The sequence below is a fragment of the Candidatus Palauibacter australiensis genome (genome assembly GCA_026705295.1).
Taxonomy (GTDB): Bacteria; Gemmatimonadota; Gemmatimonadetes; order Palauibacterales; family Palauibacteraceae; genus Palauibacter; species Palauibacter australiensis.
The window spans coordinates 25,913-41,057 of record JAPPBA010000132.1; the positions used below are offsets into that span (position 1 = coordinate 25,913).

The 15,145-nt window shown below is 72.2% G+C and carries 16 protein-coding genes; all 16 read right to left on the bottom strand.

Translation table 11 applies throughout. From position 1 onward, the window contains the following. Nucleotides 1–90 precede the first annotated feature (90 nt). The 16 genes from OXN85_10620 to ruvA all read right to left on the bottom strand — a co-directional run bounded on the left by OXN85_10620 (nt 91) and on the right by ruvA (nt 15,140). Nucleotides 91–2,307 (bottom strand): BamA/TamA family outer membrane protein, encoded by a 2,217-nt coding sequence (locus OXN85_10620; protein MCY3600408.1) that lies wholly within the window; start codon nt 2,305–2,307, stop codon nt 91–93. Further along, nucleotides 2,304–3,137 carry a prolipoprotein diacylglyceryl transferase gene (locus OXN85_10625; protein ID MCY3600409.1) on the bottom strand — a complete coding sequence of 278 codons (834 nt, stop codon included), beginning with the start codon at nt 3,135–3,137 and terminating at the stop codon, nt 2,304–2,306. The genes OXN85_10620 and OXN85_10625 overlap by 4 nt, the downstream gene beginning before the upstream one ends. Before the next feature lie 84 nt (nt 3,138–3,221). Next, on the bottom strand, nt 3,222–4,250 hold the full coding sequence (tsaD, locus tag OXN85_10630) for a tRNA (adenosine(37)-N6)-threonylcarbamoyltransferase complex transferase subunit TsaD (GenBank protein ID MCY3600410.1): 1,029 nt from the start codon (nt 4,248–4,250) through the stop codon (nt 3,222–3,224). A 77-nt stretch (nt 4,251–4,327) separates the two neighbouring features. Beyond that, entirely contained in the window at nt 4,328–5,275 is a 948-nt protein-coding gene (locus tag OXN85_10635) for a CdaR family protein (protein MCY3600411.1), read from the bottom strand. Next, nucleotides 5,276–6,076: a PASTA domain-containing protein gene (locus tag OXN85_10640; GenBank protein ID MCY3600412.1), complete on the bottom strand. Its 801-nt coding sequence runs from the start codon at nt 6,074–6,076 to the stop codon at nt 5,276–5,278. A 7-nt stretch (nt 6,077–6,083) separates the two neighbouring features. Further along, nucleotides 6,084–7,406, bottom strand: coding sequence for a hypothetical protein (locus OXN85_10645; GenBank protein MCY3600413.1), 1,323 nt, complete (start codon nt 7,404–7,406; stop codon nt 6,084–6,086). Next, on the bottom strand, nt 7,403–8,179 hold the full coding sequence (locus OXN85_10650) for a thiazole synthase (protein ID MCY3600414.1): 777 nt from the start codon (nt 8,177–8,179) through the stop codon (nt 7,403–7,405). Before OXN85_10650 ends, OXN85_10645 begins: the two co-directional genes overlap by 4 nt. A 1-nt stretch (nt 8,180) precedes the next feature. Beyond that, nucleotides 8,181–8,381 carry a sulfur carrier protein ThiS gene (gene thiS, locus OXN85_10655; protein MCY3600415.1) on the bottom strand — a complete coding sequence of 67 codons (201 nt, stop codon included), beginning with the start codon at nt 8,379–8,381 and terminating at the stop codon, nt 8,181–8,183. 57 nt (nt 8,382–8,438) lie between these two features. Next, nucleotides 8,439–9,137 (bottom strand): thiamine phosphate synthase, encoded by a 699-nt coding sequence (locus OXN85_10660; GenBank protein MCY3600416.1) that lies wholly within the window; start codon nt 9,135–9,137, stop codon nt 8,439–8,441. A gap of 16 nt (nt 9,138–9,153) precedes the next feature. Beyond that, nucleotides 9,154–10,149, bottom strand: coding sequence for a methionyl-tRNA formyltransferase (gene fmt, locus OXN85_10665; GenBank protein ID MCY3600417.1), 996 nt, complete (start codon nt 10,147–10,149; stop codon nt 9,154–9,156). A gap of 23 nt (nt 10,150–10,172) precedes the next feature. Continuing rightward, nucleotides 10,173–10,667, bottom strand: a complete 495-nt coding sequence (gene def / locus OXN85_10670; protein MCY3600418.1) for a peptide deformylase — start codon at nt 10,665–10,667, stop codon at nt 10,173–10,175. Between the two features lie 56 nt (nt 10,668–10,723). Continuing rightward, complete coding sequence (gene yajC / locus OXN85_10675) at nt 10,724–11,017, bottom strand: preprotein translocase subunit YajC (protein ID MCY3600419.1); 294 nt, start codon at nt 11,015–11,017, stop codon at nt 10,724–10,726. Next, nucleotides 11,011–12,228, bottom strand: a complete 1,218-nt coding sequence (gene tgt / locus OXN85_10680) for a tRNA guanosine(34) transglycosylase Tgt (GenBank protein ID MCY3600420.1) — start codon at nt 12,226–12,228, stop codon at nt 11,011–11,013. Before tgt ends, yajC begins: the two co-directional genes overlap by 7 nt. After that, a complete protein-coding gene (gene queA, locus OXN85_10685; protein MCY3600421.1) occupies nt 12,225–13,415 on the bottom strand; it encodes a tRNA preQ1(34) S-adenosylmethionine ribosyltransferase-isomerase QueA in 1,191 nt (396 codons plus the stop codon). The genes tgt and queA overlap by 4 nt, the downstream gene beginning before the upstream one ends. Further along, a complete protein-coding gene (ruvB, locus tag OXN85_10690; protein MCY3600422.1) occupies nt 13,405–14,544 on the bottom strand; it encodes a Holliday junction branch migration DNA helicase RuvB in 1,140 nt (379 codons plus the stop codon). The genes queA and ruvB overlap by 11 nt, the downstream gene beginning before the upstream one ends. Continuing rightward, nucleotides 14,541–15,140, bottom strand: a complete 600-nt coding sequence (gene ruvA, locus OXN85_10695) for a Holliday junction branch migration protein RuvA (GenBank protein ID MCY3600423.1) — start codon at nt 15,138–15,140, stop codon at nt 14,541–14,543. Before ruvA ends, ruvB begins: the two co-directional genes overlap by 4 nt. Nucleotides 15,141–15,145 lie beyond the last annotated feature (5 nt).

A 15,145-nucleotide genomic window follows, 5' to 3' on the forward strand; every position in this document is an offset into this window, starting at 1 on the left:
ACGCGGATCCGCCGGACGCGGGGGCGGACCCATCGGAGCCGGTCGCGGAATCCGGCGCGGGGGTCGGCGCGGGGGGGCGGTCGTCGGGACTCAGAACGCTTCTCCGATGGACACGTGGATCTGCACGCGGCGCCAGAGTTCGAGCAGGGGGTGCGGATCATCGAACCGGAAGGGGTCGAACCTGACGGGCTGCGGCATCTGGACCAAGGTTCCGTCCTCCGTGGAAACAATCGCCGGTAACTCGGTCGCGAAGGTTGTATTGTACCCGATATCGAGCCGGATGGAACCGATGGGGCTCGCGTAGCGCAGTCCCAGGCCGGGCGTCCAATGGAGCTTTCGAAGCTCCGTGAGCCGCTGCGAGACGCTTCCCGCGTCCCCGAAGAAGACGAGGCTCCACCGGTCGCTGAGATAACGGCGCAGTTCGATGCTCAGTTCCAGGTGGGCGTCGCCGCCGCGCGGCCGCTCGTCGAAGGCGCCGGGGTTCTGCGTCGCGAGCCGTTCGACGCACGCCTCGAAATCTCCCGCCGGGCAGTCTTCCGCCTGATCGGCCACGAGCACGCGGGGGCCGAGGAGGTTCTGGCCCACGCCGCGGACGCTCCGCGAGCCGCCGACGAAGAAGCGCCGCGACGGATGGATGAGCCGGTCGGTCCGGGGCGCGCCGGGCAGGAAGATGCGGGTGCCGGGGAAGCGGACCATGCCGGTCCGCGCGCGCGCCGCGATCACGAGGCCGGGTTCGAGTTCCCGGAAGAGCGCGGCCTGCGCCACGATCCGCGCGTACCGGTACTGCGAGCCCGTCATCTCGTGGGCGACCTCCCCCTCCGCCGTCAGGTAGTGGCCGCGGGTGGGGCGGAGCGCGTCGTCCGTCGCGTTGTAGAGCCCCGCGAGGGTGAGGGGCGCCAGCCAGCGCGACCGCGTCACGGTGACGATGTCCTCGGGTTCGCAGAACCCGAAGTTGATGCAGAAGAAGATGTCCGCGGACTGCTCGCCGAAGCCGGTGTAGCCCGGCGAGTACGAGAGGGTGGCCGACGCCCTCCGCCCCAGTCGGCGCGTCAGGCCGATCTCGGCGCCGAAGCCTTCCTGGATGAAGACATCGGGGATCGTCTCCCGTTCGACGAAGACCCGGGCGCTGAAGGTGTTCTCGGCCGAAAGGGCGACGGGGATGAGCAGTTCCGCCTGGAGCCGGTAGTTCAGCGTACGGAAGTCGGGGTCGGCGCCCACCTGGGAGCAGGGGAAGGACCCGTCCAGCTGGTCCGCGGCGATGTTCCCGAGCTGGCCGGTGATCTCCAGCCGCCGGGCGCCGCCGAAGAGGTTGCGGTGCGTCAGCCGCGTCTCGCCCCGGAGACACTGATCGGTACTCCATCCGCCCCCGATGCGGGCCGCCCGCGGCGGGGCCGGCGTGACCTGGACGACGAGATCGAGCGTCGAGTCGGCGCTGGCGGCCTCGGGCGGCGGCGATTCCCGGCGGACCGAGGCGAAGCGGATGGCGTCGAGGCCGAAGAGGTTCCGCTGCCCCTCCTGCTCGGCCTCCTGGTTGTAGTAGTCGCCGGCGCGCAGGGGGAAGAGGTCGCGGATCACCTCCTCGCCGATCGTCTCGCCGCCCTCGATCCGGACCTCCCTGAGGCGATAGCGGGCGCCGGGGCGGACGTCGAGCGCCACCTGCGCGGTCCCGTCCCGCCCGCGGGCGAAGTCCTCCAGCGCCATCGCGTTCACGTACCCCTGACGGCGCAGCGAACCGATGAGGCTGTCCACGCCGGCCTGGAGCCGCCCGCGATCGAAGGGATCGCCGACGCCGATATCGACGAGGGCCGCGGCCTCCTCCGCGCCGAGAGCTTGCGGCAGCCCCTCGAGGGAGAACTCGTCGATGAGGGTCGCCGGACCTTCGTCGATGATGAACGAGACGCCGGCGTTGACGCCGTTCGTGCGGACGACGTGGCGGACGTCCGCCTCGAAGTGGCCGCGGAAGTTGTAGTACAGGCGAAGCCGGTCGGCGTCGACCCTGACTTCGAGCGTGTCCAGGTAGGCCCGGCGGTGCGCGAACCCCCAGTTCGTCACCAGGCAGAAGGGGGACAGCAGGAGGCTCGTGCATTCGGTGCTGCGCGTACGGATCACCGTGCGCAACTGACCGTCGGAGAGCGTCTCGTTGCCGCTGAAGCGGAGGGAAGTGACTTCGGCGCGGCGCGGTCCCGCCTCGCCGGCCGCCTGCCCGCTGAGGGGAGACGGCCCGAGAAGCGGCGACGGCCCGACGAACGAAGGCGGCCCTGCGAGGGTGACGGCCAGCGCCAGCCCGGCCAGAGCCGCGCGTTTCACACCGCCGCCTCTGCGGCCCGGCGGCGCAGCCTGAGGACGAGCGCGATGCCCCCCGCGAAGAGCAGGACCGAGATCACCTGCGCGAGCGTGAAGCCTCCGAAGAAGCGGTCGTCCTTGGCGCGGAAGATCTCGATGACGAAGCGCTCGACCGCGGCCATCCAGAGCCACATGCCGAACAGCCACCCCTGGACGTGCGGGTGCCGCCGCAGCCGCCACAGGATGAAGAAGATGACGAGCGACAGTCCCGTCTCGTAGAGTTGCGTGGGGTGGACGGCGAGGACCTCGGTGTCGGGGATCGCCGAGTCCACCTCTGCCCCGAAACGCCGCAGGTTGCCGGCGGTCGTGGGCGGCAGGCCGTTGGGGAAGGCGATGCCGACCCACGATTCCGTCGGACTCCCGTAGTCGTCGCCGACGAGGAAGCAGCCGATGCGCCCGATCCCGTAGGCGAGCGGGAGCGCCGGCGCGATCGCGTCGACCCCGAGGCCGGGGGCGACGGGGCGCCGGCGCAGCACCCACATGACGCCGATGCACCCGCCGATGAATCCGCCGTACCAGACGAGTCCGCTGCGCGAGAAGAGCATCCCCAGCGGATCGGCCGCCGTCTGCTCCCAGTAGAGGAGCACGTAGTAGATCTTCGCCCCGACGATGCCGCCGATCAGCGCCCCCAGCAGCATGTCGGCCGCGAGTTCGCGCCCGGCGCCGAGACGCGCCGTCTCCGTGCGCAGGATCATGTACCCGCTCAGGAAGGCGAGCGCCATCATCACTCCGAATGAAGTGATCGTGAGCTCGCCGAGAACCGGCAGCGTCAGTGTGAAGAGTTCGGGATACACGTCTCGTACGCTCCTCGTTGGCTGCTGTGCTGGTCGTTGGCTGCGGTGCTGCTTGCTTGGCGGTCCCGGCTTCCGCGCCGGCCGTTATGCGAGGCCGGGGAAGGCGAGCGCCGCTTCGGCGTTGAGCGACCACGGGCTCCGTTCCCCTCTCGCCAAACGGAACCGTGCGGCCGCGGCGATCATCGCCGCGTTGTCCGTCGCGAGGCGGGGAGAAGGGGCGTACAACTCCCCGGACGAGCCCAGACGCTCGGCTAAACCTTCACGAAGACGGGAGTTCCGCGCCACTCCCCCGCCCAGCACGACCCGCCGGCAGCCCGTCTGTTCCACGGCGCGTCGCGTCTTCTCGGCGAGGACGTCCACCACGGCTTCCTGAAACTCCGCCGCCAGGTCGTCGACGGCGTCGGCGAGGCCGCCCTCCGCTTCCAGTTGTTCGGCGATCCGCGCCACGGCGGTCTTCAAACCCGAAAAGGACATGTCGTAGTACGCGGGATCGCCGGGCAGGTCCCGCCGGCTCAGCATCGGGCGCGGAAGCCGGAAACGTCCCGCCGCGCCCCCGGCCGCCGCGCTCCTCTCCGCTGCACGCTGGATCTCGGGGCCGCCGGGATAGGGCAGTCCGAGCCGGCGCGCGACCTTGTCGAACGCCTCGCCCGCCGCGTCGTCCCGCGTCTGGCCCAGGAGGCGGTAGCGTCCCCATGCGCGCGCCTCCAGCAGGAGCGTGTGTCCGCCCGAGACGAGGAGGCCGATGAAGGGGGGCTGCGCGCCCTCGTGCTCGAGCGCGGTGCCGAACAGGTGCCCCTCCATGTGATGGACGCCGAGGAGGGGAAGCCCGCGAGCGAAGGCGTACGCCTTGGCCCAGTTCACGCCCGCGAGCAAGGCGCCGACGAGCCCGGGGCCCGCCGTCACGCCGACGCCCGCGATGTCCGCGTGCTCGACCTCCGCTTCCCGCATGGCGTGCCGCACCATCGCGTCGAGCGAGCGGAGGTGTTCGCGGGCGGCGATCTCCGGCACCACGCCCCCGAACGCGGCGTGCGCGTCCTGCGAGGCGATCGCGAGCGCCCGGATCCCGTTCTCATCCACGACGGCGGCCGAGGTTTCATCGCACGAGGTCTCGATGCCGAGGACCGGGCCGCCCCGAAAGGCGGCGGCGGGCGTAACGGGGCGCGGGGCGGCGCCCGCGGCGGGCGGGGCGTCTATCGGTCGGTCGGGTCGGAGGCGATCCCGGCGCTCACTCGCTCCGGGACGAGGTCGATCGTCACCGTGCCGGCCACGGCTTCGGGCAACTGGGCGCGCACGGGATAGGAGCCCGTCGATTCGAAGGAATTCGGTATGTCGACCGTCACGCGGACATCCCCCGGATCGAGTCCGTCCACGACGGCCGCGGGTCCGGTGACGGCCACGGTGATGGAGGGCGGATCCACCGCGGCCATGAGGGCCCGCGGGCCCGTGGTGACGACTTCGATCGCAAACAGGCGGGTGCGGAGGGAGTCGACATCGACGGTCGCAATCACGGTGGCGGGCTCGACCGAAAGTCCCGCGAGATCAGGCGGCAGCGCGATCTCGAGTTGCTGGGTCACGCGCGTGGAGACCGCGCCCACCTCGAGCGTGGCCGTCGTGACCTCGGAGATCTGGTTGACGAAGGACGCGGGCCCTTGGATCCACACGCTGTCGGGGGCGACCTGCATGCCGACGACGAGCACGCCCGCCGCCGCCCTGGCATCCGTTCGGCCGGAGACCGCGACCCGCTTCCCCACCCGCTCCTCGAGAAACACGGTGACGGCGCCCGGAGAGACGCCCACGGGATCGAGCCCGAGTTCGCCGTTGTAGATGACCTCCGAGGTTGAGAGCGGAACCTGGACCACCGTGTCCTCGACCTGGTCGAGCACCTTCCGGATCACGGGCCTCTCGAAGCGGGCGGCGAACATCTGGTTCCGGCGGCCGCGGAAAGTCGTCGTGATCTCGGCGGGGCGCACCTCGCGCAGACTCCACGCGGAATCGCTCACCTGGATCTCAAGCACCGTCGACACCGGCTGTTCGGCGATCTCGGCGTCGGCCGACACGCTGAGCCAGAGAAGCACGGACAGCACGATCGCCGCGACCTTGTAGGGCCAGTTCTTCGTGAACGCTCTCTTGAAGTCCATTCAGTCCCCTCCTGGCGGTTCCCGGTCTCCGGGGGTCGGGGGAACCGTGTCGAGGACGGCGTCCCTCGCGAGATCCACGGTGGCCGAGTCGGGCGGCGTCCCGGCCACGATCACGGAGACGAACCCGTCCCCGCGGAGGGCGGAGCCGGGGGCCGGACTCTGAAAGATGACGCGTCCCTGCACCTCGGGGGCCTCGGCCTGGTAGCGGACGGAGCCCAACTGGAGTTCGACCTCCTCGAGGATGAGCTCGAGGTCGTCCACATGGCGCCCGTGAAGGTCGGGAACGGAGACGATCGCCTTCCCCTGGCTGACGAAGAGGCGGACGCGGGCGGGGAGAGGGAGGCTCGTCCCCGCGGCCGGCTCGGTGCGGATCGCGCCGGCGACGGCGCTCTCATCGGTTTCCTCGATATCGATCTCGAAACCGAGGCGGGTGAGGAGGGTCGCGGCTTCGCGGCCCGGAAGGCCGGCGAGATCGGGCACGCGGCGCGTTTCGATGCCGGCGCTCGTCGTGAGCACGATGGTGTCCCCGGCCCGGGCGAACTGGCCGGGGAGCGGCCGCTGGGCGACGACGCCGCCGACGGGAATCTCGCCGTGATGGAGACGGCCCTGCTCTGTGAAGACGAGCCCCAGCGCGGCGAGACGTTCGCCGGCCTCGGCCAGGGAGACGCCCGTGAGATCCGGAATATCGGCGAAGTCCACATCGGTCGGATCTTCCGCCGCGGGGAAGAGGCGGATCGCGGCGAAGGCGTAGCCGATGCCGAACATGGCGGCGAAGAGGAGGGTCAGGCGCAGGAGTTTCACGGGGCGCTCACGCGATCCGCCGCAGACGCGCCGCGTAGGCACCGTCCGTGCCGGTGAGCCACGGGCGCACGAAGAGGTCGCCGCGCGGCGTCGTGCAATCGTCGCGCGCCCCCGCGGGGGGCGGCTCGCGCCGGTAGTCGGGTCTGCGGTCCAGAAGGGCGTCCACCTGTTCTTCGTTCTCCTCGCGTTCGAGCGAACACGTGCTGTACACGAGCAGCCCGCCCGGTCTCACGGCCGCGGCGCACGCGTCCACGATCTCGCGCTGCAGGGCCACGAGGTCGTCGAGGCCGCGCTGTCCGAGCCGCCAGCGGGCGTCGGCCCGCCGCCGCAGGACGCCGGTGCCCGTGCAGGGCACGTCGGCCAGCACGGTCCCGGCCTCGGCGACCGGAAGCCGCCGCGCGTCGGCGACCGCAGCGCTCACCGGCAGCTCGAGTCGACGGGCCGGCGCGCCGAGGCGGGCCAGCCGCCGGTGCGAGATGTCGAGCGCGACGACCGGCGCGCCGGACGCCGCGGCGAGCCCGAGGGCCTTCGTGCCCGGGGCCGCGCACACGTCGAGCACCGGCTCCCCGAGCCGGCCGCCTGTGTAATCTACCACGGCGGAGGCCGCAGGGTCCTGAATCACGGCCCGCAGACCGGAGAGCGCCGTCTGCGGCAGCCCCCTTTCGAGCCGGAAGGAGCGCGGCCAGCCGGGGACGGGCGCGAGTTCCACGCCATCGGGCGGCGCCGGCTCTCCCTCGCTCAGCATGCGGACGACGACGTCCGGCGGGCGGTTCTGGTGCTCGACGAGCCGCCGCACATCCCCCAACTCCCAGCGCGCCAGCCACCGGCGGACGAGCCACTCGGGATGCGAGCCCCAGGAGCACAGGTGCCCCACCGGATCCACGTCCGGATCCGGGAAGGGAGCGGCGGTCGCGAGCGCGCCGGGTCGGGCGCCGGGTCCGGTGCCGGGATCGGCGCCTCGTCGCCGCGCGAGCGCGCGCAGCACGGCGTTCACGTACCCCGCGCGGCCGCGCCCCAGAGCCGAACGCGCCGCGCCGACGGTTTCGCCCACCGCCGCGTGGTCCGGCGTCCGCAACTCCGTCAGTTGGTACGCGCCGATGCGCAGCCAGTCGCGCACCGCGCGGTCCATGCGCGACGGCGGCCGGTCGGCGCAGACCCGGATCCAGGCGTCGAGGCGGGCGCGCAGGCGGAGGCAGCCGAAGGCGATGTCCAGCGTGAGTCCGCGGTCGGCCGGGTCCACGGCCGGGAGGATGCGCGACGCCGCGCGGTCGGAGCGCGTTCCGCGCCGCACCTCGCCCAGAATCCGGTGGGCCGCCGCGCGGGGGTTCAAGCCGGCGGCGGCACGCCCTCGAGCGGGCTCGACGGCACCGCCCATTCGCGTCGGGGCATGCGGCCGGCGACGTAGGCGCGCCGGCCGGCGTCCACCGCCAGCCGCATGGCGCCTGCCATCTCCACCGGATCCTCCGCCGCGGCGATCGCGGTGTTCATGAGGATCCCGTCCACCCCCTGCTCCATCGTCGCGCAGGCGTCGGACGCGGTGCCCACGCCGGCGTCGACGATGACCGGAACGGACAGGCGGGACTTGATGATGCGGATGTTGAGCGGGTTGAGGAGCCCGAGACCGCTCCCGATCGGCGAGGCGAGCGGCATCACCGCGGCGGCCCCGGCCTCCTCGAGCCGCAGCGCCGTGATGAGGTCGTCGTTCGTGTACGGGAGCACGACGAACCCCTCGGCGACGAGGACGCGCGTGGCCTCGATCAACTCCTCGGTGTGCGGCAGGAGCGTGTCGGGGTCGCCGATGACTTCGAGCTTCACCCACTCGCTCAGGCCCGCCGCCCGCCCCAGCCGCGCCGCGCGAATCGCCTCCTCGGCGCTGTAGCAGGCGGCGGTGTTCGGCAGGAGGCTGAACTCGTCCGGGCTCAGCGTGCGGAGGATGTCGTCGCGGTCCGGGTTCTCGATGTCGACTCGGCGCACCGCGACGGTGACCATGTCGGCGCCGGAGGCCCGGATCGCTTCGAGCATGACCTCGGGACTCGGGTATTTCCCCGTTCCGACGATGAGCCGGGACGCGAACGTGCGGCCGGCGATTTCGAGCGGAGCCATCTCATCCGCCTCCCACGAAATGGACGAGTTCGACGCGGTCCCCCGCTTCCAGTTGCACGCTCTCGGTCTCGGGCGGACGGACGATCCGCCGGTTGAGTTCGACGACGAGGGTGCGTCCATCGAGTCCGAGGTTCCGGAGCAACGCCCCGACGGACGTTCCCGCGGGAACGTCTCGCTCCCGTCCGTTCACCTGTATCTGCATGATCTCCCTGAAGTCCGTTTCCGGTCGGCGATTCTCCGGCGGTGCGTTCCCATCCGGTCAGCGCGCCCGCCGGTGCAGCCGGTCGAGCTGCCGGCGAAGGTCGAGCGCGGCGTGCTCCGGATCGGCCGCGGCCCACACGGCCCGCCCCACCACGATGCCGTGCGCCCCGGCCTCCGTCACCTCCCCGACCCGATCCGCGTCCACGCCGCCGATCGCGAGGATCGGGGGCGGACGCCGGCCGGACAGCCGGTGAACGGCAAGCCGGTGGGCGTTGAGTCGACGGCGGACCGCGGACACGGCGCCGGGACCGCTTCCCTCGACCCCCGGGTGCGAGGGCGTCGCGTAGATCGTGCCGAGCACGACGTAGTCAGCGCCCTCCCGGGCCGCCCGCAGCGCGCCCTCCGCGTCATGCACGGAGGCTCCGATCGCAAGCCTTCCCGCGCACGCTTCAACCACTCGGCGCGTCTCCTCGACCCCGAGCGCCTCGCGCCCAAGTTGTACGGCCCGCGCACCCGCCGCCAGCGCCACATCGGGCCGTCCGTTCACGACGAGCCAGCTCCCGGCGCGCGACGCGATGGGGGCGAGTCGGTCCGCGATTTCCAACATGCGGCGGGCACTGATCCGGGCCCGCAGATGGACTGCGACGGGGGCCGCGCGCTCCAGCAGGCGTTCGACCGCCGTCAGCCCGCCCGAGCCGTGCGGACCGTGCGCGCCGTGCGAGTCGCCCAGCTCCCCCTCCGAGACGAGGACGTGCAAGCGCGGGAGTCGCGGCTCAGTCGAAGCGCACCTCCTTCGCGTCCGGGAGGCCCCGCACCCATGCGGCCGCGCTCATGCGGCGGCGGCCGGCCGGTTTCACGGCGCCCACGGTGAGCGTGCCCGACCCCGTGGCGACGCGCAGCCCCCGCGCGGGGTCGGCCCGGACGACCGTACCCGGCGTCGTGCCGGGCTCGGTGCCCGAGTGGACCCCTCGGGCGTGGCCGCCGTCCGCTGCGCGGGGACCGTCGACGTCCGGCTCGAAGCACTGCAGGGTTCGCCCGGCGAGGGCGGCGGGCGCGGCCAGCGAGGTCCACGCGGCGGGCCAGGGGTCGCAGCCGCGGAGCCAGTTCGCGACTTCGGCCGCGGGGAGCGACCAGTCGATGCGCGCGGTCTCGCGGTCGAGCTTCGGCGCCCATGTCGCGCGGGCGTCGTCCTGCGGTCTCTCAACCGCCCGCCCCGAGGCCAGGTCGTCGAGCACGGCGACGAGCCGCGCGCCCCCCGCCTTCGCGGCCTCCGCGTACAGCTCCCCGGCCGTCATCTCCGCCGGGATGGGGATGCGGGTCTGGCCGAGCACGGGGCCGGCGTCGAGTGCCGCGACCATGCGCTGGAGGCTGACCCCCGACTCGCGGTGCCCCCGGATGATGGCCCAGTTGATGGGCGCCGCGCCGCGCAGCGCGGGCAGGAGCGACGCGTGCACGTTCAGCGACCCGAGCGGCGGCAGGTCCAGCGCCGGCGGCGGGAGGAGACGGCCGTACGCCGCGACAACGGAGATGTCGGGGCCCAGGCGGCGGGCCGCGGCAAGAAAGGCCTCCTCGCCCGGACGCTCGGGCTGGAGCACGGGCACGCCGGCCTCGAGCGCCCACGCCTTCACCGGACTCGTCCGCGGACGCCTCCCCCGGCCGGCGGGCCGGTCCGGGTTGGTGACGACGCCCGCGATGTCGTGCCCCGCCCGTCGCATCGCTTCCAGCGACGGGAGCCCGAACTCCGGCGTACCCCAGAACAGAACTCTCATGGGAAGAGGACCCCGCAGCCGCTTCAGTCCCGCTCCTGTTTCCGCCACTTGGCGAGCAGGATCTTGCGCTTGAGCGGACTCACGCGGTCCAGGAAGAGGATCCCGTCCAGGTGGTCCTTCTCGTGCTGGATGCAACGGCTCAGAATGCCGTCGGCGCGGATCTCCACCGGCTCTCCGTCGAGTCCGAGGCCGCGGGCCACGATGGACTCGCTGCGCTGGACGGTCTCCGACAGTCCGGGGATGCTCAGGCACCCCTCCTCCTCCTTCACCGCGCCCTCCTCCTCGACGATCTCGGGGTTCACGAGGACGCCGGGCGAGATCCCCTCCTGGCGCACGTCGTACACGAAGAGACGGATCGGCACCCCCACCTGGGGCGCCGCGAGACCGATGCCGTCCGCGTCATACATCGTCTCCTGCATGTCGGCGGCGAGTCGGCGGACCTCATCGTCGATCTCCGTCACCGGGGCGCATTTCTCCCGCAGGACGGGGTCTCCGAAGATGCGGATGTCGAGAATCACGAAGACTCGGCGGGGCTACCGCAGCCGGCGGGACGGAGGCGCCGAACCGGCGGCGGCTAGTTGACTCTGCCGATCTTCGAGCGCTCGACCTCGACCCGGGTGTCGCCGCTCTTGATCGTGACGATGTCGTTCGTGATGTGCACGATCTCGCCCACGATGCCGCCGATCGTCGAGACCTTGTCCCCCCGCTTCAGGTTCTTGACCATCTCCTGGTGTTCCTTCTGCTGCTTCCGCTGCGGACGGAAGAAGATGAAGTAGAAGATGGCGATGAATCCGAACATCATCATCATGGTGGCGGCCGGATTCGCCGTCCCTCCCTCGGGAGAGGCCATGAGGTTCAGCATCAGCATGGTCCGTCCTCACCTTCTTCTTCGGTCCCGGGGCGCGGGAACCCGCGCCGGTAGGTGGCGAGCCAGTCGTCGGCCCAACGGTCGTATTCGCCCCGGAGGATCGCCGCGCGCGCCTGTGAAGTCAATCGGATCAGGAAGCGCACGTTGTGCAGCGAGAGGAGCCGCAGGCCGAGCAGTTCGTTGCTCACGAAGAGGTGCCGCAGGTACGCGCGGCTGTAGTCGGTGCAGCAGGGCCCGTCGCACGTCTCGTCGAGCGGCGCGGGGTCGGATGCGAAGCGGGCGCCCTTGATGTTGAGGCGGCCCTGGGCCGTGAACGCGGTGCCGTTGCGCCCGTTCCGGGTCGGCGCCACGCAGTCGAACATGTCCACGCCGCGCCGCACCGCCTCGATGACGTCGTCGGGATAGCCGACGCCCATGAGGTAGCGGGGCCGGTCGGGGGGAAGGGCGGGTTCGATCGCATCGAGGACGCGGTGCGTGACCTCCTTCTCCTCGCCCACGGAGAGTCCGCCGATCCCGACCCCCGGCCACTCGCCCAGGGCGAGCGTGCGTTCGACGGATTCGAGGCGAAGGTCGTCGTAGGAGGCGCCCTGGATGATGGGAAAGAGGAGCCCGTTCCCTCCGGCAGGCGCCTCCCGATGGGCTTCGTGGCTCGCCCGGCACCGCGCCAGCCACGCGAGCGTGCGTTCGACCGCGGTCCGCGCGGCCTCGGGGGAGGCCTCCCCGGGGGGACATTCGTCGAACGCCATGCGGATGTCGGAGCCGATCGCGGCCTGGATCTCCATCGAGAGTTCCGGCGTGAGCCGGTGCAGGCTCCCATCGAGATGGCTGCGGAAGGTGACGCCCTCGTCGTCGATCCGGTTGATGCGCGCGAGCGAGAAGACCTGGAACCCCCCCGAATCGGTGAGGATGGGGCCGTCCCATCCCATGAACCGGTGGAGTCCGCCGAGTCCTTCGAGCACGCGCGTGCCCGGCCTCAGGTAGAGGTGATAGGCGTTCCCGAGCAGGACCTCGACTCCCGCGGCGCGCAGCTCGCCGGGGGTGAGCGACTTCACCGTCCCCAGCGTCCCGACCGGCATGAAGCACGGGGTGTGGATCGTGCCGCGCGACAGGCGGAGCGTCGCGGCGCGCGCCCGCCCGCTCGTCCCCTCGACGCGGAAGCCCCCCTCGTCCGCGGGCGCGGTCACGGCATCCGTCTCGGGCATCCGTCTCATGTGATGAGCATCGCGTCGCCGTAGGAGTAGAAGCGGTATCGCTCCCGGATCGCGTGCGCGTAGGCTTCGAGCGTGCGTTCGCGGCCCGCGAACGCCGCGACGAGCATGATCAGGCTGGAGCGTGGAAGGTGGAAGTTCGTCACCAGGGCGTCCACCGCGCGGAAGGTGTAGGGGGGACGGATGAAGAGGTTCGTCCATCCCCGCCCCGGCGCGAAGGGCCCGCCCGCCGAGACGTCGCCCTCCGCCGTGGGGCCGCCCCCCGCCGCGGGGCCGCCGCCCGCCGCGGGGCCGCCGCCCTGGGCGACCGTTTCCAGCACGCGGCAGGAGGTCGTGCCGACGGCGAACACGCGCCCGCCCCGCGCCCGCGTCGCGTTCAGCGCCTCCGCCGCGGAGGAGGAGAAGCTGTACGCCTCGGGGGCGACCTCGTGCTCGTCGATCCGGTCCGCGGTCACGGGACGGAAGGTGCCGAACCCGACGTGAAGGGTGAGGGACACGAGACGGACGCCGCGGGCCTCGACCGCCGCGAGCATCTCCCGGGTGAAATGAAGTCCCGCCGTCGGCGCGGCGACGCTCCCCGACGGCTCCGAGTACACGGTCTGGTAGCGCTCCCGGTCCTCGGCGTCGTCGCGCCCGTCCCGCTCGCCGCCTGTGTCGTCGCGGACGATGTATGGAGGAAGGGGCACGCGGCCGTGGCGCTGGATCAGGCTCCACGGGTCGCCGTCGCCGGCCAGCCGCACGAGACGGGTGCCGTCGGAGGCGGAGTCGAGGATCTCGACCGCGAACCCGTCGGCGATGTCCACGGTGCGGCCGGGCTTGAGCTTGCCGCCGGGGCGGACCATGGCGCGCCAGAGGCGGGTGTCCGCTTCGTTGAAGGGGGCAAAGGGCGGGAGCGCGCCGGACTCGGACTCGGACTCGGGGCGGACGAGGAGGATCTCGGCCCGGGCGCCGGTCGGCTTGCGGCCCAGCAGCCGGGCCGGGAAGACGCGGCTGTCGTTGACGACGACGGCATCGCCGGCGGAGAGCCGCTCGAGCAGCGCGGGAAAGGGGGCGTCCGTGAAGCGGCCCCGCGCCCGGTCGAGCACGAGGAGGCGGCTGGCGTCGCGCCGCGCGGCCGGCCGGGCCGCGATCAGCTCGGCGGGCAACTCGTAGTCGTACGCCTCCGTCCGGCCCGCCCGCTCATCCGTCATCGCCGAACAGCGCACCCTGTGCCCCGCCCTCCGACCCCTCCCGGTCGCTCGGGAGGGCGTAGCCGAAGCGCTCGTACGCCTTCCGGGTGGCCACGCGGCCGCGGGCCGTGCGCTGCATGTACCCGTTCTGGATCAGGTACGGCTCGTAGACCTCCTCGAGCGTCCCCGCGTCCTCGCCCACCGCGACGGCGAGGGAGGCGAGTCCGACCGGCCCGCCCTCGAAGGTCTCGATGATCGCCTTCAGGACGCGCGCGTCCATCTCGTCGAGGCCGTACTCGTCGACGTTGAGCAGCGTGAGGCCCTTCTCGGCCGTCCCGGAATCGATCGTGCCGTCGCTCCGCACCTGCGCGTAGTCGCGGACGCGGCGCAGGAGGCGGTTCGCGATTCGGGGGGTGCCGCGCGCGCGGCGGGCGATCTCCTCCGCCCCGCCGGACGTGATCGGGATGTCGAGGAGGCCCGCGGAGCGGGTGACGATGCGCGCGAGTTCCGCCGGCGGGTAGTAGCCGAGGCGCTCGACGACGCCGAAGCGCGCGCGCATGGGGGCGGTCAGGAGCCCGAAACGGGTCGTCGCGCCCACGAGCGTGAAGCGCTCGAGCTTCATCGAGAAGGTCTCCACGCGAGGTCCGTCGCCGAGTCGGATTTCGATGCGATAGTCCTCCATCGCCGGATAGAGGAACTCCTCGATCACGGGCCGGAGACGGTGGATCTCGTCGATGAAGAGGATCCCGCGCGGCGGGAGGTTCGTGAGCAGGCCCGCGAGGTCGCCCGGCTTCTCGAGCACGGGGCCGGAGGTGAGCTTGATCCCGACCCCGAGTTCCCCGGCGAGGAGCAGGGCGAGCGTCGTCTTCCCGAGGCCCGGCGGGCCGTAGAAGAGGGTGTGGTCGAGCGCTTCCTCGCGGCCGAGCGCCGCCTCCACGAACACGGAGAGGCTCTCCTTGACGCGCGCCTGGCCGATGAACTCGTCGAGCCGCTGCGGGCGCAGCGAGGCGTCTGGACGCTCGTCGCTCTCGAGCACCTCGGGCGTCGTGACCTCCGTGCGCGGCCGAGCCCCGCCTCCGGCGCCCGTGTCGCCGGCGTCGCCCGCCTTCCGCGTGTCGCCCGATCGGCCCGGCGGCCCCGGCGCCGTCATACGTGCTGCAGCGCGCGGCGCACGAGTTCCTCGGCGCCGACGTCGGGGTCCCCGGCCTGCGCGAGTCCCTGCAGGGCGCGGCTGACGGCGTTCTCGCTCTGGGAGCGCGGGTAGCCGAGCCCGCGCAGCGCCTGCACGGCCGCCGCGGCGACCCCATCGCCCGACACGGGGTCGTCGCCCATGTCGCCGAGGTCGTCGAGCTTGTCCGTGAGTTCGATCACGATGCGCTCGGCGGTCTTCTTGCCCACGCCGCTCACGGTCTGGAGCGTGCGGTGGTCCTTGGCCCGGATCGCGCGAACGACGCGCTCGGGCCGCAGGGCGCCCAGGATCGCAAGCGCGAGCCGGGGACCCACGCCGCTCGGGACGCGGAGCCGCTGGAAGAGTTCGCGATCGCGCGCGGTCTCGAAACCGAACAGCTCGAAGGCGTCGTCGCGAACGACGAGGACGGTGTGCAGTTCGACCTCGGATCCCTCGGGCGGAAGCCGTCCGGCGAGCCCGAGCGGTACGCCGATCTCGTAGCCGACGCCGTCTCCCGTGAGGACCTCGACGAGGCCCTCCGCGCGCCCGACGAGTTCGCCCCGGAGGCGCCGGATCACGGGAA